Source organism: Spectribacter hydrogenoxidans (genome assembly GCF_031846275.1).
GTDB classification, from domain to species: domain Bacteria; phylum Pseudomonadota; class Gammaproteobacteria; order Nevskiales; family Salinisphaeraceae; genus Spectribacter; species Spectribacter hydrogenoxidans.
In genome coordinates this window covers 135,632-160,447 of sequence record NZ_JAVRIB010000009.1, presented here as the reverse complement: position 1 = coordinate 160,447, position 24,816 = coordinate 135,632, and the positions used below count along the sequence as shown (strand labels likewise).

Annotated in this window: 26 protein-coding genes; 18 read left to right on the top strand and 8 right to left on the bottom strand. The window is 68.0% G+C overall.

The window, feature by feature from the left end:
- Nucleotides 1-152: 152 nt before the first annotated feature.
- Together lolB and RM532_RS10355 are read right to left on the bottom strand one after the other, a co-directional pair.
- Nucleotides 153-803, bottom strand: coding sequence for a lipoprotein insertase outer membrane protein LolB (lolB, locus tag RM532_RS10360; RefSeq protein ID WP_311653253.1), 651 nt, complete (start codon nucleotides 801-803; stop codon nucleotides 153-155).
- Nucleotides 800-2,515 carry a tetratricopeptide repeat protein gene (locus RM532_RS10355; RefSeq protein ID WP_311653252.1) on the bottom strand — a complete coding sequence of 572 codons (1,716 nt, stop codon included), beginning with the start codon at nucleotides 2,513-2,515 and terminating at the stop codon, nucleotides 800-802. The genes lolB and RM532_RS10355 overlap by 4 nt, the downstream gene beginning before the upstream one ends.
- Nucleotides 2,516-2,617: 102 nt before the next feature.
- On the opposite strand from RM532_RS10355, the gene hemA reads away from it, so the two are divergent.
- The 3 genes from hemA to prmC are packed head-to-tail and all read left to right on the top strand — an operon-like array spanning nucleotide 2,618 to nucleotide 5,854.
- Nucleotides 2,618-3,877, top strand: coding sequence for a glutamyl-tRNA reductase (gene hemA, locus RM532_RS10350; RefSeq protein WP_311653251.1), 1,260 nt, complete (start codon nucleotides 2,618-2,620; stop codon nucleotides 3,875-3,877).
- The gene (gene prfA, locus RM532_RS10345) at nucleotides 3,877-4,962 is read left to right on the top strand and encodes a peptide chain release factor 1 (RefSeq protein WP_311653250.1); all 1,086 of its coding nucleotides are present in this window, start codon (nucleotides 3,877-3,879) and stop codon (nucleotides 4,960-4,962) included. The genes hemA and prfA overlap by 1 nt, the downstream gene beginning before the upstream one ends.
- 19 nt (nucleotides 4,963-4,981) lie before the next feature.
- Nucleotides 4,982-5,854 carry a peptide chain release factor N(5)-glutamine methyltransferase gene (prmC, locus tag RM532_RS10340; protein WP_311653249.1) on the top strand — a complete coding sequence of 291 codons (873 nt, stop codon included), beginning with the start codon at nucleotides 4,982-4,984 and terminating at the stop codon, nucleotides 5,852-5,854.
- Nucleotides 5,855-5,858: 4 nt separating this feature from the next.
- On the opposite strand, the gene RM532_RS10335 is transcribed toward prmC, so the two are convergent.
- On the bottom strand, nucleotides 5,859-6,893 hold the full coding sequence (locus RM532_RS10335) for an isocitrate dehydrogenase (protein ID WP_311653248.1): 1,035 nt from the start codon (nucleotides 6,891-6,893) through the stop codon (nucleotides 5,859-5,861).
- 85 nt (nucleotides 6,894-6,978) lie between these two features.
- On the opposite strand from RM532_RS10335, the gene RM532_RS10330 reads away from it, so the two are divergent.
- The 5 genes from RM532_RS10330 to RM532_RS10310 all read left to right on the top strand — a co-directional run bounded on the left by RM532_RS10330 (nucleotide 6,979) and on the right by RM532_RS10310 (nucleotide 10,966).
- The gene (locus RM532_RS10330) at nucleotides 6,979-7,254 is read left to right on the top strand and encodes a YrhK family protein (RefSeq protein ID WP_311653247.1); all 276 of its coding nucleotides are present in this window, start codon (nucleotides 6,979-6,981) and stop codon (nucleotides 7,252-7,254) included.
- A gap of 4 nt (nucleotides 7,255-7,258) precedes the next feature.
- On the top strand, nucleotides 7,259-7,750 hold the full coding sequence (locus RM532_RS10325) for a L,D-transpeptidase family protein (protein WP_311653246.1): 492 nt from the start codon (nucleotides 7,259-7,261) through the stop codon (nucleotides 7,748-7,750).
- Nucleotides 7,751-7,872: 122 nt separating this feature from the next.
- Entirely contained in the window at nucleotides 7,873-8,283 is a 411-nt protein-coding gene (locus RM532_RS10320) for a M67 family metallopeptidase (RefSeq protein WP_311653245.1), read from the top strand.
- Between the two features lie 251 nt (nucleotides 8,284-8,534).
- Nucleotides 8,535-9,584: an alpha/beta fold hydrolase gene (locus RM532_RS10315; protein ID WP_311653244.1), complete on the top strand. Its 1,050-nt coding sequence runs from the start codon at nucleotides 8,535-8,537 to the stop codon at nucleotides 9,582-9,584.
- 35 nt (nucleotides 9,585-9,619) lie between these two features.
- A complete protein-coding gene (locus tag RM532_RS10310; RefSeq protein WP_311653243.1) occupies nucleotides 9,620-10,966 on the top strand; it encodes a short-chain fatty acid transporter in 1,347 nt (448 codons plus the stop codon).
- A gap of 105 nt (nucleotides 10,967-11,071) precedes the next feature.
- Here RM532_RS10310 and RM532_RS10305 read toward each other — a convergent pair whose 3' ends face one another.
- The gene (locus tag RM532_RS10305) at nucleotides 11,072-11,983 is read right to left on the bottom strand and encodes an alpha/beta fold hydrolase (RefSeq protein ID WP_311653242.1); all 912 of its coding nucleotides are present in this window, start codon (nucleotides 11,981-11,983) and stop codon (nucleotides 11,072-11,074) included.
- A gap of 97 nt (nucleotides 11,984-12,080) precedes the next feature.
- On the opposite strand from RM532_RS10305, the gene RM532_RS10300 reads away from it, so the two are divergent.
- The 5 genes from RM532_RS10300 (at nucleotide 12,081) to RM532_RS10280 (ending at nucleotide 16,297) form a co-directional block, all read left to right on the top strand.
- Nucleotides 12,081-13,793, top strand: coding sequence for a proline--tRNA ligase (locus RM532_RS10300; RefSeq protein WP_311653241.1), 1,713 nt, complete (start codon nucleotides 12,081-12,083; stop codon nucleotides 13,791-13,793).
- Nucleotides 13,790-14,359, top strand: a complete 570-nt coding sequence (locus RM532_RS10295) for a transglycosylase SLT domain-containing protein (protein WP_311653240.1) — start codon at nucleotides 13,790-13,792, stop codon at nucleotides 14,357-14,359. The genes RM532_RS10300 and RM532_RS10295 overlap by 4 nt, the downstream gene beginning before the upstream one ends.
- A 662-nt stretch (nucleotides 14,360-15,021) precedes the next feature.
- Nucleotides 15,022-15,369: an arsenate reductase (glutaredoxin) gene (arsC, locus tag RM532_RS10290; RefSeq protein WP_311653239.1), complete on the top strand. Its 348-nt coding sequence runs from the start codon at nucleotides 15,022-15,024 to the stop codon at nucleotides 15,367-15,369.
- Nucleotides 15,369-15,968, top strand: a complete 600-nt coding sequence (wrbA, locus tag RM532_RS10285) for an NAD(P)H:quinone oxidoreductase (protein ID WP_311653238.1) — start codon at nucleotides 15,369-15,371, stop codon at nucleotides 15,966-15,968. The genes arsC and wrbA overlap by 1 nt, the downstream gene beginning before the upstream one ends.
- Nucleotides 15,959-16,297, top strand: a complete 339-nt coding sequence (locus tag RM532_RS10280) for a DUF2069 domain-containing protein (RefSeq protein WP_311653237.1) — start codon at nucleotides 15,959-15,961, stop codon at nucleotides 16,295-16,297. The genes wrbA and RM532_RS10280 overlap by 10 nt, the downstream gene beginning before the upstream one ends.
- 4 nt (nucleotides 16,298-16,301) lie before the next feature.
- Here RM532_RS10280 and RM532_RS10275 read toward each other — a convergent pair whose 3' ends face one another.
- From RM532_RS10275 to RM532_RS10260, 4 genes are read right to left on the bottom strand one after another with little or no spacing between them, the layout of a single operon-like run.
- Entirely contained in the window at nucleotides 16,302-17,168 is an 867-nt protein-coding gene (locus RM532_RS10275; protein WP_311653236.1) for a TraB/GumN family protein, read from the bottom strand.
- A complete protein-coding gene (gene hda / locus RM532_RS10270; RefSeq protein ID WP_311653235.1) occupies nucleotides 17,165-17,875 on the bottom strand; it encodes a DnaA regulatory inactivator Hda in 711 nt (236 codons plus the stop codon). Before hda ends, RM532_RS10275 begins: the two co-directional genes overlap by 4 nt.
- Nucleotides 17,865-18,923 (bottom strand): AI-2E family transporter, encoded by a 1,059-nt coding sequence (locus RM532_RS10265; protein WP_311653234.1) that lies wholly within the window; start codon nucleotides 18,921-18,923, stop codon nucleotides 17,865-17,867. The genes hda and RM532_RS10265 overlap by 11 nt, the downstream gene beginning before the upstream one ends.
- An 8-nt stretch (nucleotides 18,924-18,931) precedes the next feature.
- Nucleotides 18,932-20,059 (bottom strand): DUF2066 domain-containing protein, encoded by a 1,128-nt coding sequence (locus RM532_RS10260; protein ID WP_311653233.1) that lies wholly within the window; start codon nucleotides 20,057-20,059, stop codon nucleotides 18,932-18,934.
- Between the two features lie 76 nt (nucleotides 20,060-20,135).
- Here RM532_RS10260 and purM point away from each other — a divergent pair, with 76 nt between their 5' ends.
- From purM to RM532_RS10235, 5 genes are all read left to right on the top strand, one after another.
- Nucleotides 20,136-21,176 (top strand): phosphoribosylformylglycinamidine cyclo-ligase, encoded by a 1,041-nt coding sequence (gene purM, locus RM532_RS10255; protein WP_311653232.1) that lies wholly within the window; start codon nucleotides 20,136-20,138, stop codon nucleotides 21,174-21,176.
- Nucleotides 21,176-21,823: a phosphoribosylglycinamide formyltransferase gene (purN, locus tag RM532_RS10250; RefSeq protein WP_311653231.1), complete on the top strand. Its 648-nt coding sequence runs from the start codon at nucleotides 21,176-21,178 to the stop codon at nucleotides 21,821-21,823. The genes purM and purN overlap by 1 nt, the downstream gene beginning before the upstream one ends.
- Nucleotides 21,801-22,532, top strand: a complete 732-nt coding sequence (locus RM532_RS10245) for a DUF3108 domain-containing protein (RefSeq protein ID WP_311653230.1) — start codon at nucleotides 21,801-21,803, stop codon at nucleotides 22,530-22,532. Before purN ends, RM532_RS10245 begins: the two co-directional genes overlap by 23 nt.
- 151 nt (nucleotides 22,533-22,683) lie before the next feature.
- Nucleotides 22,684-23,997 (top strand): hypothetical protein, encoded by a 1,314-nt coding sequence (locus RM532_RS10240; protein WP_311653229.1) that lies wholly within the window; start codon nucleotides 22,684-22,686, stop codon nucleotides 23,995-23,997.
- Nucleotides 23,994-24,758, top strand: coding sequence for an MlaA family lipoprotein (locus RM532_RS10235; protein WP_311653228.1), 765 nt, complete (start codon nucleotides 23,994-23,996; stop codon nucleotides 24,756-24,758). Before RM532_RS10240 ends, RM532_RS10235 begins: the two co-directional genes overlap by 4 nt.
- The last annotated feature ends 58 nt before the right edge of the window (nucleotides 24,759-24,816 follow it).

Genomic DNA, 24,816 nt, shown 5'->3' with positions numbered 1-24,816 from the left:
CAGGTCTTCGCCTGTCGGCGAACCTGCGCATCACGGGATCGATTGTCTGTCGAAGAGGCCATTGCCTTACCGCCTGGCTACATCCGTTTGCCAATTGTACCCGGTGGCCGGCATGCGGTGCCGTGAGCGCGGTCGCCGAATCGGCGCGAATTCTATGACTCTCCCGACGGTGATTCAATTTCGCCGCCACTCAGATCGAACCACCGGTCCACCACCAGCTGGATGGTGTGCTCGTCGTCAGTGAGCGTGATGCGCTTGGGTAGCGCCAATCCGTCATGAGTCTCATACGCGGGAAAATCCAGCCGCCAGCCGGCCTGTTCCAGGCCGATCAGCAGGCCGTTGTCGTCAACCGTCAGCTTGGCCGGCTTGCCGGGCTCGGGCAGGCCCAGCGCCCAGTAGCGCAGCCCGGTCAGCGGGAAACGCCAGCCCAGGATTTCCTCCACCAGAGCTTCCGGCATTTCCGTGTGGAAGGTTTCCTCGCTGGTGCGGATGCGTACGCGCTCCAGGGTGCCGTCGGCGCGAAATCCGCCGGCGCCCAGCGGTCCGGCCAGACGGATGCGGAATTCCTCGCCACGCTGGCGCCAGCTGAGATTGCCGGTCCAGCCCAGCAGCTTGCCGGTGGCGGCACGGCCCTGGAGGGACCAGCCATCCAGCTCGGCCAGCCGGGCCTGGCGGGCTTCCCAGGCAGCCGGATCGGCCACGCCGGGGTCGCGCTGGGCGGGCGTGCCAATGATGGCGCAGCCCTGCAGGCCTGCCAGCATCAGCACCAACAGCCAGCGGGCATGGCCGCCGCCGGTGGTCATGGGGTCAGCCGTTCGATGGTCTCGTTGAGCACCGGATGATCCGGAGTCTCGGACAGCGCTTCCTGCCAGACCTGGCGCGCCCGGTCCCGCTTGCCCAGCTGCCAGAGCACTTCACCCAGATGGGCGGCGACTTCCGGATCGGGAAAGCGATCATGGGCGCGCTCGAGGTATTCCCGGGCCTTTTCCAGGTTGCCCAGGCGATACTGCACCCAGCCCATGCTGTCGATGATCGCGGCATCGTCGGGCTCGGCCTCCAGCGCCCGCTCGATATAGCCCAGCGCTTCCTGATGCCGATCGGTGTGATTGGTCAGCAGATAACCCAGCGCGTTCAGTGCCCGTGGATCGTCCGGTTCCTCGGCCAGCGACAGGCGCAGGTCCTCGGCCGCCTCATCGATTCGCCCGAGGCGCTCGAGCGCCAGCGAACGCCCGTAAAGCAGATCGGTGTCGCCGGGATGCCGCTTCAGCGCCCGGTCGTACATCGCCACCGCGTCGTCGAACCGCCGGGCTTCGTAGAGCAGTTCACCTTCGGCCAGGAACAGGCGCTCGGCGAGGTCCGGATTGTCGCGGCGCAGCGTGCGCAATTCGGCGCGCGCCGCCGCAAGATCGCCTTCCAGGTAGAGCATCCGGGCCGCACGCAGCTTGGCGTCGAATGCATGGCTACCGCCGGCCACCCGCCGGTACCAGCGCCGCGCTTCGGCGTAATCCTCCTGGGATTCGGCGGCACTGGCGCGGTAATAGGCCGCATCGTCGGCCCGGTTGCCGGCTTCGTAAAGCTGTTCGAATGCCTGTTCGGCGCGCTGCCACTGCTCCAGCGTGAGTGCCAGCACGCCGAGGCCGAAGCGGGCATCGATGTCCTCGGGGTCGAGTTCCAGCGCCCAATCAAAGGCGTCGGCAGCCGCAGCATTCTCATCGCTGTCCACCAGCATGCGGGCGAAGGCGATGCGGTATTCGGCGCGTTCCCCGCTGGCGCCATCCAGGCTGTCGATCCGCGTGCGTGCGGCGTCGATGTCGCCCTGGCGCACCAGCACGCCGGCGTGGAGCATCACCGCCTCGCCCCATCCTGGCCGCAGGGCAAGCGCCCGCGTCGCGCTTTCACCGGCAGCCTCCAGCCGCTCGTAACGCAATGCCAGGAGCGCTCTGGCGTAGTGGGCTGCCGCCAGATCATCGTGCTCGGCAACCTGCTCGTCCATGGTGGACAACGCCAGATCCGCCTGCGCCGGCTCGCCGCTGAGCACTTCCACCAGTGTGCGCAGAGCTGCCTCCGGCTGTTCGGACTCGGCGGCCATCAGGCGCTGGACATACCGATCGAGCAGGTCCTCGTCCGCCTGTTGCAATGCCAGCCGGGCAGCCGTCTTGTAGGCATTGGCGTCGTCGGGTGAGCGCTGTGCCCAGGCGCGCGCAGCGCGAAACGCCAGTTCCGGCTCATTGGCGAATACGGCAATACGGGTCGCCCGCGCCGCCAGCGCCGGGTCATCGGAATAACGCAGCGCCTCGACGTAGTTTTCGGCGGCCGCCCGGCGCTGCCCGCGCTGCACTGCCCATTCCCCGGCCAGCACGTGATACTGCAACTCCACACTCGCATTGGGGGCCTGCGCGGCATCGGCATCCACGTTCGGATCGCCACCCGGTACGGGCGCCGGGGGCACCTGCATGGCACAAGCGGCAAGCCCCGCGGCCAGACCGGCCGCGAGCAGACTGAAAAGATTGCGCAAGAGATTCGGCCGTCGCGAGTTCGACGCCCGACTATAACGCGATTGTCGAAAATCCGGCCACAACCGCATCGGTGGCCGCCGGTGGCGCGATAGAATAGCCGGATGACGCTGATCACCGTGGGACTCAATCACAATACCGCGCCGCTCGCGGTGCGGGAGACCCTGGCGTTCCCGATCGACCAGTGCGGGCCCGCCCTATCGCGCCTGACCGAACTGCCGGGCGTGGCCGAGGGCGCCATCGTGTCCACCTGCAACCGAACCGAGCTGTACGCCGCCGGCCACACACCGGACGACCAGCGCCTGCGCCACTGGCTGTGCGATCAGCGGGGGCTGGATGCCGCCGGCCTGGCGCCGCATTTCTATGTCTACCGCGACCGCGACAGCATCCGCCACGCGCTGCGGGTGGCGGCCGGGCTGGACTCGATGATCCTGGGCGAGCCCCAGATCCTGGGGCAAATGAAGGAAGCCTTCCGCCAGGCCCAGGCCGCCACCACTGCCGGCCCCCTGCTCACGCGGCTGTTCGAGCACAGCTTCGCGGTGGCCAAGAGCGTGCGCAGTGAAACCGACATCGGTGCCAACCCGGTCTCGGTGGCCTATGCCGGCGTCAGTCTGGCCCGGCAGATCTTCGCCGAGTTCGACGAGACCACCGCCATGCTCATCGGCGCCGGCGACACCATCGAACTGACCGCGCGTCATCTGGCCGAAGCCGGCGTACGTCGCATGATCTTCGCCAACCGCAGCCTCGACCGAGCCCAGGCACTGGCCGAGCGCTTCACCGGCTACGCCATTCCGCTCAGCGACGTGGCTGCGCACCTGTCCGAAGCGGACATGGTGGTGACCTCCACCGCCGCCCCGAACCATGTGGTATCGCTGGCCAACGTGCGCGATTCGGTGCGCCAGCGCCGGCGTCGGCCGATCTTCATGCTCGATCTGGCGGTGCCGCGGGATATCGACCCCGCCGCCGGCAGCCTCGAGGACGTCTACCTGTATTCGGTGGACGACCTGCAGGGCGTGATCCGCGACAACCTGCGGTCCCGCCACAGCGCCGCGCTGGTGGCGGACGGCATGATCGACGAACGCATCGATGAGTTCGTGGCCTGGATGGATTCCCGCCGCGCCGTCGACACCATCAGCCAGTTGCGCCACCGCGCCGAACAGCAGCGCGAGGCCGTGCTGGCGAGAGCCCGCCGCATGCTCGCCCAGGACCAGAGCCCGGACGAGGTCATGCAGTACCTGGCCAACACGCTCACCAACAAGCTGATGCACGAACCCACGGCCGCCCTGCGCCGGGCCCGGGGCCAGGAACAGCAACAGCTTCTCGAGCAGGCACGCCGCCTGTTCGATCTGCCCGACGAGGAATGATGAAAGCCTCCCTGCAAGCCAAGCTCGAGGAACTGGCCGAACGCCACGAGGACATCGCCCATTCGCTGGCCGATCCGGAAGTGATCGGGGATCAGAACCGTTTCCGGCGGCTGTCGCAGGAGTACGCCCAGCTCGGGGAGCTGGCCGAGGACTACCGGGCCTGGCGTGAACTGCAGGACGAAATCACCGGGCTGGAGGACATGGCCGAGTCGGACGAAGCCGACATGCGCGACATGGCCTACGACGAGCTTGAAGGTTGCCGGGAACGGCTGGCCACGCTGGAAGCCGCCCTGCAACGGCATCTGGTGCCACGCGATCCGCATGACGACGCCAACATCTATCTGGAAGTGCGCGCCGGCACCGGCGGGGACGAGGCCGCGCTGTTCGCCGGCGATCTGTTCCGCATGTACGTGCAATACGCGGAGTCGCGCAACTGGCAGATCGAGATCCTGTCCGAATCGCCCGGCGAGCACGGCGGCTACAAGGAAATCATCAGTCGGGTGATCGGCCACGGCGCCTATTCGCGGCTGAAGTTCGAGTCCGGCGCCCACCGCGTGCAGCGGGTGCCGGAAACCGAATCCCAGGGCCGCATTCACACCTCGGCCTGCACGGTGGCGGTGCTGCCCGAGCTGGACGAGGTGGAGGCCGTGGACATCAACCCATCCGACCTGCGGGTAGATACCTTCCGCGCCGCCGGCGCCGGCGGCCAGCATGTCAACAAGACCGACTCCGCCGTGCGCATGACCCATCTGCCCACCGGCATCGTGGTGGAATGCCAGCAGGAGCGCTCCCAGCACAAGAACCGGGCCCGGGCCCTGGCGCTGCTCCAGACCAAGCTCCGGACCTCGGAACAGGACCGCCAGGACGCCGCCCAGGCCGCCAGCCGCAAGCAGATGGTCGGCAGCGGCGACCGCTCGGAACGCATCCGCACCTACAACTTCCCGCAGGGCCGGATCACCGACCATCGCATCAACCTGACGCTCTACAAGCTGGAACAGGCGATGGGCGGCCAGATCGACGAAATCCTCGACGCGCTGGCCAGCGAATACCAGGCCGAGCAGCTTGCGGCCATGGGCGCCGCCTGACGGCGGCGGCCGACCCGTGATGCCGACTGTTCTCGATCAGACCGACGCTGCGGACCGCATCCGCGCGATCCTGACCCGCGCCACCGCCCGCCTGCATCGCGTCAGCACCACGCCCGAACTGGACGCCGGGCTGCTGCTGAGTCATGTACTGCACAAACCCCGCAGCTTCCTGTTCGCCCACGGCGGCGATGCGGTCACCCCCGCCGACCGGTCCGCCTTCGAGACGCTGATCGAACGACGCCGGTCCGGGGAGCCGGTGGCCTACCTCGTCGGCAAGCGGGGCTTCTGGTCACTGGATCTGGCGGTGGATGCCCGCGTGCTGGTGCCCCGCCCCGACACCGAAACGCTGGTGGAATCGGCCCTGGCACTCCTGCCCGCAGCGGGCCCGGTCCGGATCGCCGACCTGGGCACCGGCAGCGGTGCCATCGCGCTGGCGATTGCCAGCGAACGGCCGGACTGTCAGGTGGTGGCCACCGATGCCAGTCCGGGGGCGCTGGCGGTGGCAAAACACAATGCCGAGCATCTCGGACTGGGCAACGTTGCCTTTGCCGAGGGCGACTGGTTCAGCGCCCTGGGCGAGGCGCCGTTCGACATGATCGTGTCGAATCCACCCTATGTGGCCGAGGACGATCCCCATCTGACGGCACTGACCCACGAACCCCGGCAGGCCCTGGTAGCCGACGACAATGGCCGCAGCTGCCTGCGCCATCTGGCCGAAGGCGCCGCCGCCCACCTGGTGCCGGGCGGCTGGCTGCTGCTGGAACACGGACCGGACCAGGGCTTTTTCGCACGCCATGTCCTCGGGCGTTACGGCTTTCGTGACGTGCGCACCGATCAGGACCTGGGTGGCCGGCCGCGGGTGACGCTGGGCGCCACGCGGCTGCGTCTGTAACAGACTAGAGCCGTTCAATCACCGCGTCGGTGAAACTGTCAGTGGTGCCCTCGCCGCCGAGATCCGGCGTGACCCGGTCGTGCTCGGCAATCACCGCACGGATGGCGGTGCGGATGCGCCCGGCACGTTCGCTGTCACCAACGTGATCCAGCATCAATGCCGCCGCCAGGATCACCGAGGTGGGGTTGGCAATATTCCTGCCGGCAATATCCGGCGCACTGCCATGAACCGCCTCGAACATGGCGCAGCGGTCACCGATGTTGGCGCCCGGGGCCACGCCCAGACCGCCCACCAGACCGGCACAAAGATCCGACAGGATGTCGCCAAAAAGATTGGTGGTGACGATCACATCGAAGTCCTCGGGATTCATCACCAGCCGCATGGCGCAGGCATCGACGATGCGTTCGTCGTGCTCCAGGTCCGGATACTCCTTGGCGATTTCACGCCCCACCTCGAGGAACAGCCCGGAGGTGGACTTCATGATGTTGGCCTTGTGCGCCAGCGTGACCTTGCGCCGGCCGCGCTCGCGGGCCAGGTCGAACGCAAAGCGAAGAATGCGCTCGGACTCGTCGCGGGTGATCACCGACAGGGCTTCGGCACGGCTGCCGTCCTCGCTCACCGTCTGGCCTTCGCCGGAATACATGCCCTCGGTATTCTCGCGGACGGTGATGATGTCGAGATTCTCGTAGCGGCTGACCACGCCGGGCAGCGACACCACCGGTCGGACGTTGGCATAGAGATCGAACCGCTTGCGCAGCGCCACGTTGACCGAGGTGTAGCCCTTGCCCGAGGGCGTGGTCACCGGTCCCTTCAGCACCAGGCCGGTTTCGGCGATGGAATCCAGCGTGGCATCCGGAATCAGTTCGTCGCCGGCTTCCAGTGCGGCGGGGCCAACGTCGTGAAAGCGGTAGTCCAGCCCGGCTTCCACCCGATCCAGCACCCGCAGCGTGGCATCGACGATGTCCGGCCCGATGCCGTCTCCGCGGATGACCGTGATCGGGCGGGCGGCGTCGCCGCCGGTACTGTTGCTGGCTGTCATCACTGTCTGCGGACTTGAGTGCATCAAAGCGCATCGTATCATTGCGGCATCGCAGCATCCGTAACGATCCCGCGAGGTCAACCGCATGAACAACACCGCCCGCCATTCCCGTTTCGACACGCTGGCCGACGACGTCGAGTACCGCGTTCACCAGCGTTTCGAGTGGTCGCACATCGTCGTGCTCGGGCTCGGCAACCTGCTATTTCTGTTCGGCTCGTGGCTGTTCTTCTACCCGGTCCGGGAAGACCTGGCGATCTGGCTGTTCGTGATCGGCAGCGCCTTCCACCTTTCCGGTACTATCCTGCGCGTGTTGAACAAGCAGTACGTGCACCGGCTCAAGAAACAGGCCATTCACTGGTAACCCCATGTCCCGAACGTTGTCCTTCTTCCGGCTGTTGCCGGCCCTGCTTGTCCTGCTCGCCGGGATCGCGTCGGCCGCGGAAGAGCCGGTCGATCTCGTCGTGGTGTTCAAGGGCGAACGCACCCTCTACCTCTACCGGGACGGCATGCCGATACACAGCTACCCCGTGGCATTGGGCGACAACCCCGAGGGCCACAAGCGCGAGGAGGGCGACGAACGCACCCCCGAGGGCGCCTATCTGATCGACTGGCGCAACCCGGAAAGCCTGTTCTACAAATCGCTGCACATCTCGTATCCGGACAGCGGGGACATGCGCGAGGCCCTGCGGCACGACCGCAACCCCGGCGGCAACATCATGATCCACGGCCAGCCCAGCTACGACGATGAACCGCGCTCCGGCGACTGGACCGACGGCTGCATCGCCGTATCCAACGAGGCCATGGACCGGATCTGGTCGCTGGTGCCCGACGACACCCGGATTCACATCTACCCGTGAGCGCGTTCGGAACGGAACGGGCGGTTTCGTATTGCAGGTTTCATGGGGCTTCCCGTTTCGGCAGTTACCTGCGAAGCACGCGCCGCGTATCCTGACGCGCTCGCCTGGATGAGCAACCTGCCTTGAACGAACTCCTGATCCCCCGGCCGCTGGCAACGCGGCTGCTATTCGAGGCGCAGAAGACGCCGGACATCGAAGTCTGCGGCCTGGTCGGCGGCATCGACGGCAGCCCGGTCAGCGTCAACCCCGTCCCCAACGTGGCCGACGATCCCACCCGGCGTTTCCTCATGGACAGCCAGGCGCAGGTAGACGCCATGCGCCGCATGCGCGAACGTGGTGAATCGCTGCTGGCCGTTTACCACTCGCATCCGGCCACGCCACCCGAACCCTCCGCCCGCGACCTGGACGAACTGGGCTACCCGGACGCTCTGCTGCTGATCATCTCGCTCAACATCAAAGGCGTGCTGGAAATGCGCGGCTGGCAACGCACCGACGGCGGTGTGCGGGAAATCGATCTCAAGGTGATGGATTGACCGTGGTCGGCCGGTGCAGCCGTTGATCACGCGCGGCAAGTGAACTGGTGATCCGTGGCGTTACTCGGCCGCAGTACCGCGGCTCGGTTACCCAGACCACAGTTCACCTGCCGAAGGCCATCCGGCCAATAGACGCCCAGCCGGCCATGCGTCGATCGGGATGGCACTGACATCCCGGCAGGTTTTGGTGTATCACGGGACCCGGGCGGCGGGCTTACACAAGCAACATCCGGCGAAAGAGGGGAGCAGGAATGATCACCAACAACTATTACACCGCGGACAACCACGGGCCGTTCGAACTCTACGACCTCGGCGACTTCCCGCTCGAGGAGGGCGGCGCAATCCACGGCTGCCAGCTGGCCTATGCCACCCACGGCACGCTCAACGCGGCGAAGGACAATGCCATCCTGGTCACCACCTGGTACTCCGGCACCAGCGGGATCATGGCCGACGTCTACATCGGTCAGGGCCGGGCGCTGGATCCGGACAAGTACTTCATCATCGTGGTCAACCAGATCGGCAACGGCCTGTCGAGTTCGCCGCACAACACCCCCGCCCCGGCCGGCATGGCCCGGTTCCCGCGGGTGCGGATCGGTGACGATGTGCGCGCCCAGCACCGGCTGCTCACCGAGAAGTTCGGCATCGAGGAGCTCGCGCTGGTCATGGGCGGGTCCATGGGCGCCCAGCAGACCTATGAATGGGCGGTACGCTATCCGGACATGGTCCGCCGCGCCGCCCCCATTGCCGGCACGGCCAGGAACACCGATCACGACTTCCTCTACACGGCGACGCTCAACCAGGCGATCACCTCCGACCCGGCGTGGAATGGCGGCTGGTACCAGGCCTCCGGCGATGTCGGCCAGGGATTGCGGCATCAGGCGCGGCTCTGGGCGGTGATGGGATGGAGCACCGAGTTCTACCAGCAGGAATTCTGGCGCAACCTCGGCTTTCATTCGGCCGAGGATTTCGTCACCAACTTCCTGGAAGGCTATTTCCTGCCCATGGATCCCAATAATCTGCTGTGCATGGCCTGGAAGTGGCAGCACGGGGACGTCAGCCGGCACACGGGCGGCGACCTGTCCGCCGCGCTGGGCCGGATCAAGGCGAAGACCTTTGTGATGCCCATCGACGAGGACATGTTCTTCCCGCCGCGGGACTGCGAGGCGGAACAGGCGCTGATCCCCGGCAGCGAACTGCGTGTCATAAACAGCGTGTGCGGCCACCTGGCGCTGTTCGGTCCCGATCCCGGCTTCGGCGAGCAGGTGGACCGGCATCTGGGCGAACTCCTCGCCACACCCTGACGACGCGCCTCGCCCGTCACTGACTCGTGGGTTCCATGCGCGGGCTGACACTGGAACCCGTCGCCCGTCCCTTCGTGGCGCTGGTCGAGCGCTGGTACCCGGACCCCTATGTCTTCGCGATCCTGCTGACGCTGGTCACCTTCGGGCTGGCGATCGGCCTGACCGACACCGGGCCGGTAGCGGCCGTGGATATCTGGGGCGACGGCCTCTCCGGTCTGCTGGCCTTTACCACCCAGATCGCCATGACCCTGGTCCTGGCTCACACCCTCGCGCATACCGATGCGGCTCGGGCTCTGCTGCGCGGTGTCGCGTCACTCCCGCGGTCGGCGTTCGGCGCCTATTTCACGGTCGCCATGGCTGCCGGGCTGGCGAGCCTGCTGGCGTGGTCGCTGGGTCTGGCGGCCGGCGCGTTGCTGGCTGCCGCGGTTGCCCGGGCCGGCCACCGGCGGGGGCTGGCGCTGGACTACCCGCTGCTGGTCGCGTCGGCGTACTCGGGATTCGTGGTCTGGCACATGGGTTACTCCGGCTCGTCGCCCCTGTTCGTGGCGACGCCGGGCCATGCGCTTTCCGACAGCATCGGCCTGATACCGGTCACCGAAACCGTGTTCGCGTACTGGAACCTGATCATCGCGGCCGTCACACTGCCGACCGTGGCCCTGGTCTGCGCCCTGATGCGGCCATCGCGCACAACGCCGATGCCCGACCATCTGCTGACGGACGACGACGAGGCGGATCCCGATCCAAGCCCCACCACGCCGGGCCAGCGTCTGGAGCAGTGGCGACCGCTGTCGCTGGCCATCGGGATACTGCTGGCAGTCTGGCTGGCCCGCCACTTCGCCGCGAACGGCCCCGCCCTGACGCTGAACGTGGTGAACTGGAGTTTCCTGGCTGGCGGCCTGTTGCTGGCCCGCTCGCCACTACACTATGTTCGGCTGATCACGCGCGCGGGCGCCACCCTCGGCCCAATTCTGCTCCAGTACCCCTTCTACGCCGGCATCATGGGCCTGATGCGTGACACCGGACTGGTGGTCATCATTTCCGATTTCTTTGTCAGCTTCTCGAGTGCCGACACCCTGCCCTTCTGGGCGTTCGTCTCGGGGGGAATCGTCAACTTCTTCGTGCCTTCCGGCGGCGGCCAGTGGGTAGTCCAGGGACCGGTATTCATCGAGGCTGCCCGGGCGCTCGACGTGCCCCTGCCCGAGGTGATCATGGGGGTGTCCTACGGCGACCAGTGGACAAACATGATCCAGCCCTTCTGGACCATACCGCTGCTGGCCATCGCCGGCCTGCCGTTGCGCAGCGTGCTCGGCTACTGTTTCGTAACCTTCCTGGTATCAGGTGTCCTGTTGGGCGGCGGACTGCTGTGGGTCGGGGCAGCCTAGGTCACGGCGGGAGCGGGCCCGGTCGCCATCGCGGGCAGCCGCCGCGGGCCTGAACGGCGGATAAGGACGTGCCGCCTGCGAGCCGCGCCCCGCAGGCGGCTGCCATCAAACCTCCGGCGATCCATCCATGCCCGGATCCGGATCGCCGAGGCCGGCGCGAAACGCCAGATAGGCTTCCAGCACCGCGGCGGGCTGTTCGATCTGCGGATAGTGGCCGCAGTCCAGCGCCACCACGTCGGCATCGGGAATCAGCTCGCGGTAGCGCGTCACCATGTGGCGGCCGGATACCGGATCCTGCAGGCCGTTGATCAGCCGCATCGGCACGCCCGCGGCCTGCAGCGCCCCCACCCAGCGCGCCCGGTGTTCGCGGCGCTCCGGCATGTAGCGGATCAGGCGGTGGGCGATCCGCGTCCCGCGGTTGTGGCGCACCAGGGCCCACAGGGCCGCCAACGTCGCTGGCGACGGCGGGGTCTGCTCGCCGAAGATCGCCCGCATGTTGTGGGCGAATGCCCGCTCGCTCATCAGCCGGGCGATCAGCCAACCCGCACGGCCGAGGAGCAGCGTCTGCACCGCCCGCGGATGGTGGGTCTCCGGAAACAGCCCGCCATTGAGCAGTCCCAGGCTGGCGATGCGGGTTGGCTGCCCGATCCGGCAACGGTCGACATCCCGGGCCAGCAGTTCCTGGGCCACGGTATCGCCGTAGTCGTGCGCCAGCACATGCACCCGGCCGATCCCCAGCAGATCGAGCAGGCCCTCGTGCAGGTCCGCCTGTTCGGCGATGCGATAATCGTGGCGGCGCGGCTTGGCGGAGAAGCCGAAACCCAGCATGTCGGGCGCCACACAGCGGTACCGGTCGGTCAGCCCCGGCCACAGGGCGTGCCAGTCCCAGGAGGCCGTCGGGAACCCATGGATGAGCAGCAGCGGCTCGCCCTGTCCCTCGTCGACATAGAAGATCGGGTGCCGTTCGTGGCGGTAGGTCTGCCCGCGGGCGTGCCAAGTGTCCAGATCGATGCTCATTGCCCGAGGGTGGCGGCATCGACCACGGCCTGCAAGCACTCGGGGCCCGGCCCGGTTAGAATCCACGCATCCACTCCCACACAAGCGATTACCGCGCATGCGCCTGTCCCGTTTTTCGCTGCATACCACCAAGGAAACCCCGGCGGATGCCGAGATCGTCAGTCACCAGCTGATGCTGCGTGCGGGCATGATCCGCCGGCTGGCTGCCGGGCTGTATACCTGGACGCCACTGGGCCTGCGGGTCCTGCGCCGGGTGGAAGCCATCGTGCGCGAGGAAATGAATGCGGCCGGGGCGCTGGAACTGCTGATGCCCGCGGTGCAGCCGGCCGAACTGTGGCAGGAATCCGGTCGCTGGGACGCCATGGGTCCGCTGATGCTGCGCATGCAGGACCGGCACGAGCGCGAGTACTGCTTCGGCCCCACCCACGAAGAGGTCATTACCGACCTGGTGCGGCGCGATGTGCGCAGCTACCGCCAGCTGCCGATCAACCTCTACCAGATCCAGACCAAGTTCCGCGACGAGATCCGCCCGCGTTTCGGCGTGATGCGCGCCCGCGAGTTCCTGATGAAGGATGCCTACTCCTTCCACATGGACGCCGCCGATCTGCAACGCGAATACGACAACATGCGCGCGGCCTACTGCCGCATCTTCGAGCGGCTGGGCCTGGAATACCGGGTGGTGGCCGCCGATCCGGGCGACATCGGCGGTTCGAAGAGTGAGGAGTTCCACGTGCTGGCCAACAGCGGCGAGGACGAACTGGCGGTGTCGGATACCGGCTCCTATGCCGCCAACGTCGAAGCCGCCGCCCTGCCGGCACCGGCCGTCGAACGCCCCGCCCCGCAGTCTGAACGGGCGGTGGTCGACACCCCCGGCATCACCACCATCGACGGCCTGTGCCAGGCGCTGTCGATACCCGCCGAAAAGACCATGAAATCGGTGGTAGTCGATGGCGCCGACGGCGATCCGGTGCTGCTTCTGCTGCGCGGCGACCACCAACTCAACCCGATCAAGGCGGAACGTCTGCCGGCCGTGGCCGCCCCGCTCGCCTTCGCCGACGAAGCCGTCATCCGCCGCCACTTCGGCGCCGGCCCCGGCTCGCTGGGGCCGGTGGGCGCCGACGTGCGGGTGATCGCCGATCACGGCGTGGCCGCGCTGGCCGATTTCGTGACCGGCGCCAATGAGGACGGCAGGCACCTCACCGGGGTCAACTGGGGCCGCGATCTGCCCGAACCCGAATTCGCGGACCTGCGCAACGCCATGGCCGGCGACCCCTCGCCGGATGGCCAGGGCACGCTGACGCTGGTGCGCGGCATCGAGGTCGGCCATATCTTCCAGCTGGGCCGCAAGTACAGCGAATCGATGCAGCTCAAGGTGCTGGACGAGGATGGCCGCGACATCACCCCCGAAATGGGCTGCTACGGCATCGGCGTGTCCCGCATCGTGGGTGGGGCCATCGAGCAGTGTCACGACGACAACGGCATTCTCTGGCCGGACGCCATCGCGCCGTTCACACTGCTGATCTGTCCGATCAAGGCGGATAAATCACAGCGGGTCCGCGACGCCGCGGGGGCGCTTTACGAAGCCTGCCGTTCCGCCGGGGTGAACGTCGCCCTGGACGACCGCGGCCTTCGCCCCGGTCCGATGTTCGCTGACGCCGATCTGATCGGCGTGCCCCATCGCATTGTCGTCGGCGAGCGCGGCCTGGATGCCGGCACCCTGGAATACAAGGCCCGATCGGCCGATAACGCCACCGAGATCCCCCACGACATGGACGCCGTGCTCAAAGCCATCGGCCACGCCCGCACTTGATCCGGCCACTGCTGCTTATCCTGGCGCTGAACGCCGCCCTGCCCGCGGTCGCGCAGCCGGATGGCGAGGTCGTGGACCCGGGGCTGCGCAAGGCGCTGATCGAGGCCGTCAACAGCGCTGACAGCTTCGACAACCGCTTCGACGCCGAAGTCTGGCTGCTGGACATGTCCACCCGACTGGCGCCGTTCCTGCCGGACGCCGACAAGCGCCTGCCGCTGCTGCGCGCGGTACACCGCGAGGCCAACCGTGCCGATCTGCAACCCGAACTGGTGCTGGCCCTGATCCAGGTGGAAAGCCTCTTCCGGCGCTTCGCCATCTCCTCAGCCGGGGCCCGGGGTCTGATGCAGATCATGCCCTTCTGGGTGGACGAGATCGGGCGCCCCGACGACAACCTGTTCGACGTCGATACCAACCTGCGTTACGGCTGCACCATCCTGCGCTACTACCTCGACATGGCGGACGGCAATCTCACCGAAGCCCTGGCCCGGTACAACGGCAGTTACGGGCAGTACTGGTACCCGGCGCGGGTGCATACGGCGTTGTCGAAGCGGTGGTATCGGCGCTAAGGGGCTGGCGTAACGCTCCAATTCAGGGAGAATTGTAAGAATTTCGCCCTGAAGGGCGAGTCCCTTTTCTTTGCGTCGCCAAAGAAAAGAGACGAAAAGAAAGGCGACCCGGACCGCTTGTCCCCCGGTCAGCGAAAGCTGACCGGGGCATTCCCGCCCGGCCGCCGGGCCATGGCCGGGTCGCGCCGACGGCACGTCAGTGTGCCGGCGGCGCTAAGCCGGACGTCCTGTCCGGCTTACCCTATGGCCCACCGGCCGGTCGGCAAGCGCTAACGGGAGGGAAAAAGTCGCCACACCCGGATGTGGCTGCTCTTGATTCCCGTCGGGACGAGCCGAGCACTGCAGGGCGGCGAGGTCCCAGGCCCGAAGGGGCGCGCACAGGAAGTGCGCGCGGTTTTCGCCGGCACACGGAGGTGCCGTCGAAACACCCCCTCGCCGACCGAAGCGCCCAGGGCATCCTGCCTCGAACACCGTTCGAGGCAGGACTCGCCCGCCGGAAGCGCTTCTTTGGTGACTTTCTGGTCGCACAAGAAAGTTACCCGGCCCGCTTGAGCGGGGCGGAATTCTTCAGTCGAATAGTTCGAGCACGGCAAGCCATGACCCAACCCGGAACGCGATCCCGATCGGTTACCCTTGCCTGCCAAGCTCGATACGAACACGCCGTGTACCGCCTCTACCACAACCCCCGCTGCTCCAAATCACGCACCGCCCTGGCCCTGCTTGAAGAGGCAGGCACCTCGTTCACCGTGATCCGGTATCTCGATGAACCACCCTCGGCATCCACGCTGCAAGCGCTGCTCGCCAAACTGGGCGTGCCCGCCGCGGACGTGCTACGCCACAACGAACCGGCATTTCGCAGCCTGGGGCTGGATCAACTCGCGGAGATCGATGCGGAGACGGCCATCCAGGCACTGCTCAAGGAGCCGAAGCTGCTGCAGCGGCCCATTCTCGAGACCGACGACCGGGCGGTGATCGGCCGCCCGCCCGAACAGATCCGGACACTGCTGTAATGGCCGACATTCTGGTCCTGTACTACAGCCGCGACGGCGCAACCGCCGCCCTGGCCGACGAGATCGCCCGCGGCGTGAGCAGCGTGGCGGACATGCAGCCCCGTGTGCGCACCGTGCCGCCGGTATCGACCGATTGCGAGGCGGTCAGCGACAGCCTGCCGGACAGTGGACCGCCCTACGCCGAGCACTCGGACCTGGCCGACTGCGCCGGGCTGCTGCTGGGATCGCCCACCCGCTTCGGCAACATGGCAGCACCGCTGAAGTATTTTCTCGACACCACCGCGGGGCCGTGGCTGTCCGGCGATCTCGCCGGCAAGCCGGCCGGCGTGTTCACCTCGACGGCCAGCCTGCACGGCGGACAGGAAACCACGCTGGTGTCGATGATGCTGCCGCTACTGCATCACGGCATGCTGCTGGTGGGCCTGCCCTACAGCGAAAGCGCGCTCAACGAGACCGTCAGCGGCGGCACCCCGTACGGCGCCAGTCATGTCAGCGGCGGTTCGCCCCGGCCGCTGACCGACCACGAACGCCGCCTGGCCCGCGCGCTGGGCAAACGGGTGGCCGATACGGCCCGTCGCCTGAGCCAGCCATGCAACTGAGTCGGCTCGCTCGCATCGCAACACTCGTCGCCATGGCCGGGCTGATTGGCGGCCTGGTGCTGTGGCTGGGCCCGCTCTACGGCCCGTTGGCCTGCCTGCCGCTGCTACCGGCCCTGCCCGGGCTCTGGCGCGGACGCCGGTATACCTACGGCTGGACCAGCCTGCTGTCGCTGGCCTATCTCACAGTGCTGCTGACCGAGTTCACCGCCCGCGGCGCAAGCGGCTGGATCACCGCCCCGGCGCTGCTGGCCACGGTGATCGTGTTCACCGGCTGTCTGTGTTTCGTGCGCTGGCAGGCGCGCGAGCAGACCCCGCCGCCGACGGCCTGACGCGCTACTCGACGCGCTCGAGGCGGTGCCCGGCGGACCGCAGCTGTTCGATCAGCCCGTGTTCGCCCACCAGGTGCAGCGTCCCGACCAGCACCATGGCGTCGTCGCTGCCGGCCAGCAGCGCCTCGATGTGCTCCATCCAGTCATCGTTGCGGGAAAACAGCAGCCGCTCGTAAAGGGCCGGCGTGTCGTCGATCTGTTCCTCGACGTAAGCCGCCAGGCCGGCGGCATCACCCTCGCGCCAGAAATCGAACACCGCGGCCGGGGCGTCGGTCAGCGCCGCAACGTTGTCCACCGTGGCCGCCAGATAATCCCGGGCCATGTCCGCCGGCATTTTGGTGAGCACTGCCAGGTGCCGATCCAGGGTTTCCAGCGGCAGGATCGCCTTGTCGTCGTCCACCGCCCGTTCGTGGAAGTGGGTATCCAGGCCGAGATCCTGGCGGAAGTCCTCGGCCATGAAGGCCTGCACCTCGATCATCCCGGCGATGAACCAGGGGCGGAAGCTGCGCAGGGCGCTTACGGACTGGCCCATCTCGTCCAGCAGCTCGGCCACCCGGGCGTACAGCGCGTCGTCGAGATGATCCTCCAGCCCGGTACCGTCCGGATAGCGGGCCGCCTGGAACAGCCGGGTCTGGGTGGCCGACGACTGCAGCTCCCCGATATCGGTCTCGAACGCCACGATGGCCGCGTTCTCGTAGGCCCGCTCGAAGGCCTCGGGCAGCGGATAGGCCGAGGGCGGCAGCAGATGCACCGAGCCGGCCAGATAGACGGTATTGTCGGCATCACTGACCTGCCAGACCATGCCGCGCGCCGAGGCGGCGCCGCTGGCCAGCGCGAGCAGTGCAACCAGACCCAGAAGCCGGAAGTTCATGTCTGACAGACCTGCTTGACGAAGGGAATGGTCAGGCGCCGCTGGGCGGCCAGCGAGGCCCGATCCAGCCGCGCCAGCAGCGGCATCAGCCGGCGCAGATCGCGGCTGGTGTGGGTCAGCAGATAACGGGCCACCTCGTCGGGCATCGTCAGGCCGCGACTGGCCGCCCGCGCCACCAGCACCCGTCGCTTGTCGTCATCCGCGGGTTCCTGGAGGGCGTAGACCGCGCCCCAGCCCAGCCGGGAACGCAGGTCTGCCAGCAGCCCGGTCAGCTGGGCCGGTGCGGCCGGGGCGGCCGCCAGCACACTGGCGCCGGCGGTCCGCCAGCCGTCCAGTGCCCCGACCAACGCCTCTTCCCAGGCGCGATTGCCGGCCACCGCATCCACCTCGTCCAGACACACCAGATCCAGCCCGGCCAGTCCGTCGAGGATGGCGGGCGGTTGATCACGCCAGTCGGTCAGCGGCAGAAAGGTGGCCCGGCGCCCGGCCTCGCCGGCGGCGCGGCAGGCCGCCTGCAGCAAGTGGGTCTTGCCGGGTCCACCGCAGAAGTAGCCGCGCTCGTCCGGACCGATCGCGGCCTGGCGGGCGGCGGCCAGCGCCGCCGCGTTGGGTCCGGGGGCAAAACCGGCCAGGGTGGCGGTATCCGGCAGCTGCACCCCCAGCGGCAGCTGGGCGGAAGGCAGCGACGCGGCGGACTCAGCTTTCATCCTGATACAACCGGCTCTCGCGCCAGACCCGCCCGGCATAACGCACCAGCACGGCAATCGCCGCAGCCGCGGGCAGGGCCAGCAGCACCCCCACGAATCCGAACAGCTGGCCGCCGGCCAGCACCGCGAAGATCACCGTCACCGGGTGCAGGCCGATCCGGTCACCCACCAGCAGCGGTTGCAGCACCGCGCCTTCCAGTGTCTGGCCCACGGCAAACACCAGCCCCACCCACAGCAGTGGCAGCAGATCGCCGCCGGTCTGCACCAGCATGGCCACCGACGAGGCGGCCAGCCCCACGATCACTCCCAGATAGGGCACGAAGCTGACCAGCCCGGCAGCAATACCGATCAGGAATGCCAGATCCAGTCCCGCCAGCCACAGGCCCACCGCATAGGTCATTCCGAGGAAGGACATCACCAGCAGCTGGCCGCGGATGAACTGGCCGAGCACCTCGTCGGTCTCGCGCGCCAGTTCCGTCGCGGTGCCGAGCATGCGCCGCGGCAACAGATCGCGAATCCAGGCGACCATGTGGTCCCAGTCGCGCAGCAGATAGAAAGTGATCACCGGCACCAGCACCAGATTGGCCACCAGCGTGATCAGCGCGGTTCCCGAGGAGAACGCCTGCTGCCAGATCACGTTGGCCACGCCGCCAGCCTTGCCCCAGTGTTCGGCCACCAGGCTGCGCAGGGCCTCCATGCTCAGGCCCTCGCTTTCCGGCAGGAAGGTCTCCATCAGCGGTTCGAGGCGGGCCTGCAACCACTGCAGATAGCGCGGCATGTTCTCGATCAGGGTGCGCAGCTGGTGCTCGAGCACCGGGAACAGCAGCAGCACCAGCATCAGTCCCAGAATGGTCAGGGTGCCGAACACCACCAGAACCGATGCAGTGCGCGACAGCCGATAGGTCTGCAGCCGGTCGACCAGCGGGTCGCCCAGATAGGCGAGCCCGGCGGCGAACACGAACGGCGTGAGAATGGGCCCGAGCAGCCAGATGAACAGGATGACCGCCAGCAGCGGCAGCAGCCAGAGGGCGTAGCGGGACGCGATCATGGACGGCGTCAGCGGCTCAGCCGGTAACCCAGAGCCGCGCCGCCGCGGCTCAGGCCCTCGGCCTGCCGGGTGGCATCCCGGTCCCGGCGCAGCCAGTCGGCCAGGTCGATGTTGCGGTCCAACACCCCGCTGCCACCGGTGACCTTGACGCGGAACAGCACCATGTCCTCGCGCACCAGCGCCGGCGACAGCCATTCCACCACCCCGATGTCGGCCAGATGGGCGGCCACGCGGTTGTAGTCGCTGGCGCCGGCAACATTGCTGATCGCGACCAGTACGCCGTCGTCACCCGGATCGAACGCCCCCACCGCGCCGGTGCCGCCCGATCCGCCGCCGGATGCCGTCGTCGAGGTGGCGCCATCGCGCGCCGCGTAGGTTCGGGCGTAAATATCGGCCACCCGGTGCAGGGCCTCGGCCAGCAGCGCCGGACGCGAATCCGCCGCGCCCTGCCAGCTGGCCAGCTCGGTGCCGTCGCTGAGCAGACGCCAGCGGCCACCCCAGGAACCACCCTCGCTGCCGATGCGGCCGACCAGCAGGTTGGCGGTGCCGTAGCCGCGGGCCACCGACATCAGCCGGGCATCGTTGCCGCTGGCGATATCGGCCGGCGTCACCCGGCCGCGCTCGGCCTCGCCCGCGCGCGGCAATTGCAGCGGCAGCCCGCGAGCACGCGCCGCCTCGCGCATGGCCTCGATGCCGTCGGCCGGCGTTGACTCGGTGAGCAGCCCGTCGGCAGCCATCGCCACCCAGGGCATGGTTGCCGGCCGTTCGCGGCCCCAGACCGCAATACCGGCATCCCGCAGCGCCGCGTTGACCGCCGTGGGTTCGAATGACACCCGCAGCGTCACCCCCGAGGCATCGCTCCCCTGATAGCCGTACTGCTGCACCAGATCGTCGGCCTGTTCGAGAATGCCGGCCACGCCGCTGCGCTCGGTCACGGCACGGTCTCCGGTCACCCGGACCAGCACCAGCCCCAGCGCCTGGCGCAGCGCGCCCTCACGCGTCTGCTCGCTCTGGTCGGCGGCTTCCACCTCCGCGCCGTAGAGGTCGGCCACCTCCACCGCGGCGGCGGGCAGGGCGAACAACAGACAGACAACGAGGGGCAGCAGCCGGAATACAGGCATCATCGACGAAGGCATGAATCGCTGCGCTACAATACCATGCGGCCTGCCCCGCTCCGCGCCCATTCACCCCGACTCTGCAGCGAGCCCTGCCTTGAGCGATCGCCCTTCCCTGAGCTACCGCGACGCCGGCGTTGACATCGATGCCGGCAACGCCCTGGTCGATGCCATCAAGCCCGCCGTCGCGGCCACCCAGCGCCCGGAGGTCATCGGCGGACTGGGCGGCTTCGGCGGCCTGTTCCGCGTGCCCATCGAGCGCTATCGCGAGCCGGTGCTGGTTTCCGGCACCGACGGCGTGGGCACCAAGCTGCGGCTGGCGATCGAGGCCGGCCGGTTCGACGGCATCGGTATTGATCTGGTGGCCATGTGCGTGAACGACGTCCTGGTGGCTGGCGCCGAACCGCTGTTCTTCCTCGATTACTACGCCACCGCCAGGCTGGACGCCGAGATTGCCGCCGAGGTGATCCGGAGCATCGCCCGCGGCTGCGAAATGTCGGGCATGGCGCTGATCGGCGGGGAAACCGCGGAAATGCCCGGCATGTACGCGCCCGGCGATTTCGACCTGGCCGGATTCTGCGTCGGGGTGGCCGAACGCGAGGCGATCATCGACGGCTCGGGCATTGCGCCGGGCGACGTGGTGCTGGGCCTGGCCTCCTCCGGCGCCCATTCAAACGGCTACTCGCTGATCCGCAAGGTGCTGGAAGTCAGCGGCCAGCGGCTCGACCAACCGCTGGGGGACGCCACCCTCGCGGACGCCCTGCTCGCCCCCACCCGCATCTACGTCGCCGCCGTGCGCGAGGTGATGACCCGGCATCCACTAAAGGGTCTGGCCCACATCACCGGCGGCGGCCTGGCGGAAAATCTCGCCCGGGTCCTGCCGGCCCACTGCGGTGCCCGGCTGCGCGCCGACAGCTGGCCGCGGCCGGCGCTGTTCGGCTGGCTGCAGGACGCCGGCGGCATCAGTGACGCCGAGATGCAGCGCACCTTCAACGGCGGCATCGGCATGGCGGTGGTGGTGGACGCCGGTCAGGCAGCCGCCGTCCGGGCCGCCTTCGAGGCCGCCGGCGAGACGGTGTTCGAGATCGGCGAGATCCTCGCGCGCGACCAGCAGGACGACGCGGTTCGACTGACTTGATGCGAGCCGTCGTGCTGGTCTCCGGCCGGGGCCGCAATCTGCAGGCGCTACTGGCAGCGCGCGAGGCCGGCACCCTGCCGCTGGACATCACGCGGGTCATCACCAATCGTCCCGGAATTCCCGCGCTGGATATTGCGGCGCGGTCGAGTGTGCCCGGTACCGTGCTGCAGCCGAAGGGCTTTTCCTCGCGCGCCGCCTTCGATGCCGAGCTGGCCCGCCACGTGGCCGCCGAGAACCCCGACTGGGTGGTGCTGGCCGGCTACATGCGCATTCTCGATTCAGCTTTCGTTCAGCAGTTCGCGGGCAGGCTCGTCAACATCCATCCCTCGCTGCTACCCAGGCATCGGGGGCTGGACACGCACCGCCGCGCGCTGGCCGCCGGCGATGCCCGACACGGCGCCACCGTGCATTTGGTCACGGCAGACCTGGACGCCGGCCCGGGCATCCTGCAGGGCAGCATCGCGGTGGCCGCACAGGACACGCCGACCAGCCTCGCTGATCGGGTAATGCACCAGGTGGAAACCCGCATCTACCCGCAGGCACTGGGCTGGCTGGCAAGCGGTCGGGTCGATTTTGCCGACGGTCGTGTGCGGATGGACAACCGGCCCCTGGAGGCACCGATTCATGTGGACTGCGATTCGACATAGCCTGATTGCCCTCGGCCTGCTGGCCGTGGTTCCCGCGCAGGCGGCGGTGCTGTCACCGTTCACCGCCACCTACCGCGCCTCGCACGGCATCATCGGCCTGGGCGAGGCCACCTTCGAACTCAGCCGCGACAACGGCTGCTGGCGCTGGCACGGGGTAGCCAACCCCAGCGGCCTGGCGGCGCTGCTGATCGGCACCGTGACCGACGATTCCCGCTTCTGCGTCACCGACAGCGGCGACCTGTCCCCGCGCCAGTTCCGTCATCACGAAGCCGACGATGCCGAGGACAGCTACCAGCTCAGTTTCAATCCCGCCGAAGCCACCGCCAGCCACAATGGCGGCGAGGCCTTCGACGTCCCGGCCGACGCAGTGGATCCGTTCCTGCTGCAGATCGCCGCCCGCCGCTGGCTGGCCGATGCGGAAAATCCTGCCGAGGCGGGCGCCCGCGAGTTCACGGTGGTGGATGAGGACGAGATCAAGACCTATCGCCTGGCGGTATCCGAGGGCCCGAGCGTGGAAACCGCGGCCGGCAGCTTCAAGACCATCCGGCTGGCCCGCGTGGACGACGGCGACAAGCAGCTGGTGTTCTGGGCGGCCCCGGCCCTCGACTTCCTGCCGGTGCGGGTGGAACACCGCAAGGATGGCAGCACCCAGATCCGGCTGGACCTGCAGTCGGTGGAGCGCATGGACGAAAGCGGGGGCAGCATCTAGGGGTTCCCGGTGAACTTGCCCGGGGAATCACGGGTCTGACGTTTCCCGCCGCGCGAAGATCGCGCGGAATCGATACACTCACGCGCCGGCGCCCACCACGCCGGCGCGCTGTTTTGATACCGCCAAACCGCCAGGGCAGACCGTCCCCCGCATGGTTCCGACGTTTCCGCCAGTCTCGTTCCGCCGGCACGCCCGGACCGCTGCGGCCACGCTGCTGATCGGCCTGCTGGCCCACACGGCCGCCAGTGCCGCAGCCGGTGACGGGGCCTATCCCATCGACGACCCGCTGGCCGCGACCGTGGTGGGCACCCCGAAGGCCTATCGCGCCAGCCTGCCCACCGATTTGCCACGGGAATCCCGAACGCTGGCCCCGCTGGTGGAACGCCCGGTGCCGTCCCCACTGGCCTATGCCGTGCCGCTGGAATACGGCCTGATCGCCCAGGACGAACCGGCCCCGCTGATGTTCATCCTCGCCGGCACCGGCGCCGGGGCCAAGAGTGCCAAGAGCGATGTGATCGCCCGGGCGCTTTACACCGAGGGCTATCACGTCGTCACCCTGCCCTCACCCACCAGCGTGGGGTTCATGCTGGGCGCGGCCACCCATCCGGTGCCCGGCCGCATGAACAACGACGTGGCGGATATATATCGCTTCATGCAGGCAGTTCGCGACGACCTGCCCGAGCGCGTCCGGATCACCGGCTTTTCCCTGACCGGCTACAGTCTCGGCGGCCTGCAGGCGGCGTTCGTCGATCAGCGGGATCGGCAGGAACAGGTTTTCGGCTTCGAGCGGGTACTGCTGATCAACCCCGCAGTGGACCTGTATGCCTCCGTCCGCCGCATGGATCGGCTGTTCGATACCGGGCTGGAACAGGGTATCGCCGGGCTGCCGGCGTTCCTGGAACAGGCGCTGGGGCGTTTCCGGCAGATCTATGCCGGCGAGGATCCGATCGAGTTCAACGAGGATTTCCTCTATCAGGCCTATCTCGCCACCGAAACCCGCGAGCAGGACATCGCCGCCATCATCGGCCTGGCCTTCCGCCTGTGGCTGGCCAACATGAACTTCGCCGCCGACCTGCTCAGTAACAGCGGCGTGATCGTGCCGGTGGCACGCGAACCCGGCACCTTCACCAGCCTCGACACCTATCTGGTGCGCTCCTTCGGCATGTCCTTCGCCGACTACATCGACGAACTGCTGCTGCCCTACTACAACAAGGACGGCCGGCAACTCACGCGCGACGCGCTGATCCGAGAAGGCCGGCTGGCGCGCATCCAGCCCTACCTGAAGCGCGCCGGGCACATGGGCGTGATCACGAGCGCGGACGAGATCATTCTCGACCGCGGGGAAGTCGACTTCCTGCGCCGGACCTTCGGCGAGCGGGCCACGATCTTTCCCCACGGCGGGCACATGGGCAATCTCGCGCATCGTGACGTGATCGGTGCCATCCGGGAGTTCTTTCGGCCATGATCTGGCATCGGCAAGGCGGGATGAATCCCGCCCTACTCGGCATTTGCCTCGCGGTGCTACTGGCCGGCTGCGCCGGCACGCCGCCGCCCCCGGCCACGGTGCAACCGGAAACCCCGGCGGCACGCGACGCGGAAGACACCACCGCCAATCCCCTGGCCATCTATGACCCGCTGGAACCGTTCAACCAGCGTGTCTACCGTTTCAACGCCCTGGCCGACCGCTATGTGCTGCTGCCGGCGCTGGACGTCTACCGCACGGTGGCGCCGCCCCCGGCACGCCAGGGCGTCTCCAACTTCTTCGACAACATCGGCGAGATCGTCACCTTTGCCAACACGCTGTTGCAGGGCAAGGGCCACGACGCAGCGGTGACGCTGGGCCGCTTCCTGGTCAATTCCACGCTGGGGGTGGCGGGCCTGATGGACCCGGCCACCGACCTTGGCCTGGCGCGCCGCGACGAGGACTTCGGTCAGACGCTGGGCGCCTGGGGCATGGGGCCGGGCCCCTATCTGGTGCTGCCGCTGCTGGGGCCGTCCACCCTGCGCGACACCGGCGGGCTGGCGGCGGATTTCGGCATTGAGTTCGCCATCGATCCCTTGCTGCTATCCGGCAACCCGGGCCGGCGCGTGGCCTACTGGACCGCGTACGCACTCGACACTCGCGAACGCCAGGATTTCCGCTACTACCAGACCGGCTCGCCCTTCGAATACACCCTGGTGCGGCTGATCTACGTGAATTTCCGGGCCCTGCAGATCGAGCGCTGACGCCCCGGAGCAGCAGGCGCCCTGTGGCATAATCGGCGGTTGATCCGGCCCCGAAACA

Coding starts and splice junctions, on each gene's coding strand:
- lolB (WP_311653253.1), bottom strand. CDS start 803: ATGACCACCGGCGGCGGCCATGCCCGCTGGCTGTTGGTGCTGATGCTG.
- hemA (WP_311653251.1), top strand. CDS start 2,618: ATGACGCTGATCACCGTGGGACTCAATCACAATACCGCGCCGCTCGCG.
- prfA (WP_311653250.1), top strand. CDS start 3,877: ATGAAAGCCTCCCTGCAAGCCAAGCTCGAGGAACTGGCCGAACGCCAC.
- prmC (WP_311653249.1), top strand. CDS start 4,982: ATGCCGACTGTTCTCGATCAGACCGACGCTGCGGACCGCATCCGCGCG.
- RM532_RS10335 (WP_311653248.1), bottom strand. CDS start 6,893: ATGACAGCCAGCAACAGTACCGGCGGCGACGCCGCCCGCCCGATCACG.
- RM532_RS10330 (WP_311653247.1), top strand. CDS start 6,979: ATGAACAACACCGCCCGCCATTCCCGTTTCGACACGCTGGCCGACGAC.
- RM532_RS10325 (WP_311653246.1), top strand. CDS start 7,259: ATGTCCCGAACGTTGTCCTTCTTCCGGCTGTTGCCGGCCCTGCTTGTC.
- RM532_RS10315 (WP_311653244.1), top strand. CDS start 8,535: ATGATCACCAACAACTATTACACCGCGGACAACCACGGGCCGTTCGAA.
- RM532_RS10310 (WP_311653243.1), top strand. CDS start 9,620: ATGCGCGGGCTGACACTGGAACCCGTCGCCCGTCCCTTCGTGGCGCTG.
- RM532_RS10305 (WP_311653242.1), bottom strand. CDS start 11,983: ATGAGCATCGATCTGGACACTTGGCACGCCCGCGGGCAGACCTACCGC.
- RM532_RS10300 (WP_311653241.1), top strand. CDS start 12,081: ATGCGCCTGTCCCGTTTTTCGCTGCATACCACCAAGGAAACCCCGGCG.
- wrbA (WP_311653238.1), top strand. CDS start 15,369: ATGGCCGACATTCTGGTCCTGTACTACAGCCGCGACGGCGCAACCGCC.
- RM532_RS10280 (WP_311653237.1), top strand. CDS start 15,959: ATGCAACTGAGTCGGCTCGCTCGCATCGCAACACTCGTCGCCATGGCC.
- RM532_RS10275 (WP_311653236.1), bottom strand. CDS start 17,168: ATGAACTTCCGGCTTCTGGGTCTGGTTGCACTGCTCGCGCTGGCCAGC.
- hda (WP_311653235.1), bottom strand. CDS start 17,875: ATGAAAGCTGAGTCCGCCGCGTCGCTGCCTTCCGCCCAGCTGCCGCTG.
- RM532_RS10265 (WP_311653234.1), bottom strand. CDS start 18,923: ATGATCGCGTCCCGCTACGCCCTCTGGCTGCTGCCGCTGCTGGCGGTC.
- RM532_RS10260 (WP_311653233.1), bottom strand. CDS start 20,059: ATGCCTTCGTCGATGATGCCTGTATTCCGGCTGCTGCCCCTCGTTGTC.
- purN (WP_311653231.1), top strand. CDS start 21,176: ATGCGAGCCGTCGTGCTGGTCTCCGGCCGGGGCCGCAATCTGCAGGCG.
- RM532_RS10245 (WP_311653230.1), top strand. CDS start 21,801: ATGTGGACTGCGATTCGACATAGCCTGATTGCCCTCGGCCTGCTGGCC.
- RM532_RS10240 (WP_311653229.1), top strand. CDS start 22,684: ATGGTTCCGACGTTTCCGCCAGTCTCGTTCCGCCGGCACGCCCGGACC.
- RM532_RS10235 (WP_311653228.1), top strand. CDS start 23,994: ATGATCTGGCATCGGCAAGGCGGGATGAATCCCGCCCTACTCGGCATT.